The following is a 2524-nucleotide window of genomic DNA, read 5'->3' as shown; positions in this document are numbered from 1 at the left end:
TAGCAATTATTGGGATCCATCTCACCGCTAAACATACGGCGAAATTCCAAATCAGCGACACGTTTTTCAGCTTGATCAAGCTCGCTTTGTACATCTTTAAGTAGAGATTCATCCTCAGCTTCTACCGCCAGCTCAAGCATTGCCGCCGCATCCTCTAGCGTAGTCTCAAGCGATACTACCACCTCAATAACGCCATCGAGCTGGCTTTTTTCTTTGCTGATTTTGGTGGCGCGCTCAGTGTCATTCCATAGATCAGGACTCTCCATTTCTAAATTGACTTCCTCGAGGCGCTCTTGCTTACCATCAAAGTCAAAGATACCTCCGGAGATCCTGTCCGCGTATCGATAAGTCTTTGATTTGTTCTTGGTAGGGATTGATTTCCATTGATTTTCCTGTTGTCTAATAATTATTTATGTGTTTTAAAATGGTTCACGAAAATTCTATTTAAAGAATTTCCCTTGCAAAGCTAAAATTACAGTGTAATTTTTTGACGCTTCTCAGGGTTAAAACCCAGCCTACGTCAAAAATAATTTTTATTAAGATTGATGTTGTCGACTACTCATTACAATGACATCACTGAGTAATTATAAGCTAAATCGACCAATCCTCAACCGCCCAGCGATGTGCTAATGCATGCGCATGCAAAGCCTTGTCAGGCGACACGCAAACTGCCACATCCGCCCATTCAAGTAGCGGGATATCGTTTTTGGAGTCTGAATAAGCATACGTTTTCTCAAATTTAATGCCGTTCAACTGTTTTTTATCGATCCATTTATCCAGATGATAAATTTTACCTTCTTTGAAATTGGGCTTGTCATTAAGCTTGCCCGTATAACGCTCATCGACGATCTCAAGAGGCGTTGATAATACATTGGCGTCCTCTATCCCAAAACGCTTAGCGATGGCAGAGACCACAAAGTCATTGGTCGCTGAGATAATCACCACGTCATGACCTTGTTCAATATGATGACACAATACCTCCATCGCTTTTGGTCTGATATGCGGCTCAATCTCTGACTTGATATAGTCTTCGCGCAGCTCACAAAGTCTGTCCATCGGCAGAGTGCTCAAAAACTGTGCGACAAATTCGTTATACTCAGTGGCATCAAGCGTGCCTTCAATATAATCGTTATAGAATTTTTGATTAGCAGTGCGATATTCGGCTTCGTCTACAAGGTTGTGTTTGACGATATATTCGCCCCATAAATAATCACTGTCGACATCAAGTAAGGTATGGTCAAGATCGAACAGTGCTAACGTACGTAAATCGTTTGCAGATGATGTGCTCATATTGAAATCTCAGAAATAACAAAATTGGTAAATAATACACGCAAAAGTTGAGTAAATAGACGACTAAGTACGTAAAATCATGCTAGCTTACCATCATGTCTGTACAACTATAAAGTACAACCACTCAATACAAGCCAAATGACAAAAAACGTTATGAAACCTATTAAGCAAAAGCCAAAACCGAGTGTGTTTGCCAAGCCTCGGCGTCCTGCACGTTCAATCAAAGAGATTAGGCGTCGCCGAATGGGCGAGGAGTATCAATCCTTTAGCGAGCGCCTCGTATATGCGCTATTAAATGGCGCACTTTATGGATTTGGCGGTTTAGTTATCGACTTAGCTATCGTTGTTATTCGCTCAGTGCTAGGCATAGGTAGCGGTGATATATTTTGGTTATTTACGCCTGCGCTGTGTTTGCTGGGTATTATTATCGGTTTTGTCGTTGGTAAAAGCTCAGGCGCTGATAGCGTTAGCGCCTTGAATCTAAGTGATAGCGCTCATAGCAAGCCTTATAGTAATGATTACTCAGTACGCCACGATGTCTTTCGAGGTATGGTCTTTGGCATTGTTATCTTTGCTATTATTTGGCTGGTTATGATGCTAGTGGTATAGAGCCTTTTGTATATAATTTTGCAAAAAAGCCTCTAGTCTGACAGAGCTTTACTCTGGCTGCTCAATCTCAACCAGACCGGTCTTAAACTTTTGACAGCGATCTGCATAATGCATAGCAGAGAGCTTTAACATAGCGGCTTGCTCATCGCTCAAGGTTTTGACGACTTTGGCAGGTGCGCCCATCACAAGAGAATTATCTGGAATCACTTTGCCCTCTGTCACCAATGCCTTGGCACCGATGATACAGTTTTTGCCGATTTTGGCATTGTTTAATATCACCGCACCGATACCGATCAAGCTATTATCATCAATCTCACAGCCATGCAACATAGCCAAATGTCCGATAGTCACGTGATTGCCGATTTTAACCTCGATGCCTGTGTCAGTATGAATCACGCTATTTTCTTGTACATTACTATAGTCGCCAATATGAATGCGCTCATTATCGCCGCGAATAACCGCGCCAAACCAGACGCTAGCTTGATGACCTAAATATACATCGCCTATAACGCGCGCCGTATCAGCGACCCAGCCGTTAAAAGGGCTGGCAAATTCAGGCTTTTTTTCTAAATATTGATAAATCATAACGTATCCTTGTTAATTATAAAAAAGCATTGTAGGGCGT

The 2524-nt window shown here is 42.0% G+C and carries 3 protein-coding genes and 1 pseudogene; 1 reads left to right on the top strand and 3 read right to left on the bottom strand.

Translation table 11 applies throughout. The features are described 5' to 3' along the window. Both ACTXGO_RS12285 and ACTXGO_RS12280 read right to left on the bottom strand, forming a co-directional pair. Window positions 1-384: pseudogene (locus tag ACTXGO_RS12285) on the bottom strand (PCRF domain-containing protein); the annotation flags it as partial. Between the two features lie 207 nt (window positions 385-591). Beyond that, the gene (locus ACTXGO_RS12280; RefSeq protein ID WP_443541910.1) at window positions 592-1290 is read right to left on the bottom strand and encodes an HAD family hydrolase; all 699 of its coding nucleotides are present in this window, start codon (window positions 1288-1290) and stop codon (window positions 592-594) included. Window positions 1291-1443: 153 nt separating this feature from the next. Between ACTXGO_RS12280 and ACTXGO_RS12275 the strand changes: the two genes are divergently transcribed. Further along, complete coding sequence (locus ACTXGO_RS12275) at window positions 1444-1899, top strand: hypothetical protein (RefSeq protein WP_443541911.1); 456 nt, start codon at window positions 1444-1446, stop codon at window positions 1897-1899. Between the two features lie 48 nt (window positions 1900-1947). On the opposite strand, the gene ACTXGO_RS12270 is transcribed toward ACTXGO_RS12275, so the two are convergent. Beyond that, entirely contained in the window at window positions 1948-2484 is a 537-nt protein-coding gene (locus ACTXGO_RS12270) for a gamma carbonic anhydrase family protein (protein ID WP_443574745.1), read from the bottom strand. Between the last annotated feature and the right edge of the window lie 40 nt (window positions 2485-2524).

The sequence above is a fragment of the Psychrobacter sp. T6-1 genome, assembly GCF_052258445.1.
The sequence above is the reverse complement of the archived record's forward strand: the minus strand, read 5'-3'. Positions and strand labels throughout refer to the sequence as shown.

Excerpts from the sequence above, each read along its gene's own strand:
- ACTXGO_RS12280 (WP_443541910.1), bottom strand. The coding sequence starts at position 1,290 with ATGAGCACATCATCTGCAAACGATTTACGTACGTTAGCACTGTTCGAT.
- ACTXGO_RS12275 (WP_443541911.1), top strand. The coding sequence starts at position 1,444 with ATGAAACCTATTAAGCAAAAGCCAAAACCGAGTGTGTTTGCCAAGCCT.
- ACTXGO_RS12270 (WP_443574745.1), bottom strand. The coding sequence starts at position 2,484 with ATGATTTATCAATATTTAGAAAAAAAGCCTGAATTTGCCAGCCCTTTT.